Annotated in this window: 1 pseudogene; it reads right to left on the bottom strand. The window is 68.1% G+C overall.

Annotated features, from left to right (window positions below):
* Positions 1-708: 708 nt before the first annotated feature.
* A pseudogene (locus CHB94_RS24355) lies at positions 709-1,101 on the bottom strand (IS30 family transposase); the annotation flags it as partial.

Genomic DNA, 1,101 nt, shown 5'->3' with positions numbered 1-1,101 from the left:
GGGACCACCCTGCCCTCAGCGCGCCGAACGCTTCCCCACTCCGAAACCAAGATCACTCAAGGCAGTGGCCGCTCGTCACGGTGCATCCGGGCTTAGGGGGCGACGTCGGCAGCTACGGCGCTGTCGACTTCGTGCTCGGTCGGAGATGCGCAGCTTTGACCTCTCGGGCGTATCGGTGCTACTTGGCCCGCAGCTCGTCCGGCTCCAGATCTTCGACACGCGGTGCCCGTCCCACAGCAGTTGCGTGAGCACTCCACACCTGGGCTCCGGCCTCCCGTAACCCGCTGTAGTCCGGACGCGGTGGGCCGGGGGAAGGGTGGGCCGAAGGCCCATCCCGTCAGGGACGCGACAGCGCCCTTCCGGCGGCGCGCCGCGTCCGGCACGCTGATCCGGGGTGGGAGGCCGGCGGCCCAGACGCTGTGGCTCGCTTCCGCCCGGCACGCCGTCTCCGGCCCCCCGAGATGACGGCCTGCGGCGGGCCGCGGTCGGCGAGATCAGCGCTGTCGTCGTGTTAACAAGTGCCCGTCAGGCACTCTTTAGGCACCCAATACTGCCGCATGGAACCAGTCACCAGCCGTCACAGTCAACACTCCTTCCGGCCTTCGATCAGGCCTTTCATAAATGTTCAAGGCACGTCAACGGTATCAAGATCAAATCGCAGGGTTATTGGTTCGAGTCCAATCGGGGGAGCACGTCAAGGCCCTTGACCCGGTCCTCGACCTCCGCGGGCCGGGCGCTGATCATGACCTCGGGTGAGACGAAACCGTCCGGACGCCAGGCAGTCCGCGCTCGTGGCACGCGCAGCGCACGACCGGTCCGCAGGCACGCCACCAGCTCACGCTTGAGCGCGCCGCGTCCTTGCACGTAGAGCGCCTGGTAGATCGCCTCGTGCGAGATACGCATGGCGTCATCTTCGGGGAAGTCGATGGGCAGCCGACGAGCGATCTGCTCAGGGCTCCACGCCGTCGCCCAGCGGCGGTCTTGCCGCCGCGGTTTGTTTCGGCCCTTCCACGCTGCTGTCGCCGGTCCCACGCCGCCGTCCCGTCGGGCCGACGGATCTGGCCCGACAGGCGCTCCTGCACGTAGCCGCGCAGCCGTTCG

It is taken from the genome of Blastococcus mobilis, from assembly GCF_900188025.1.
Classification (GTDB): Bacteria; Actinomycetota; Actinomycetes; order Mycobacteriales; family Geodermatophilaceae; genus Blastococcus_B; species Blastococcus_B mobilis.
The sequence above is the reverse complement of the archived record's forward strand: the minus strand, read 5'-3'. Positions and strand labels throughout refer to the sequence as shown.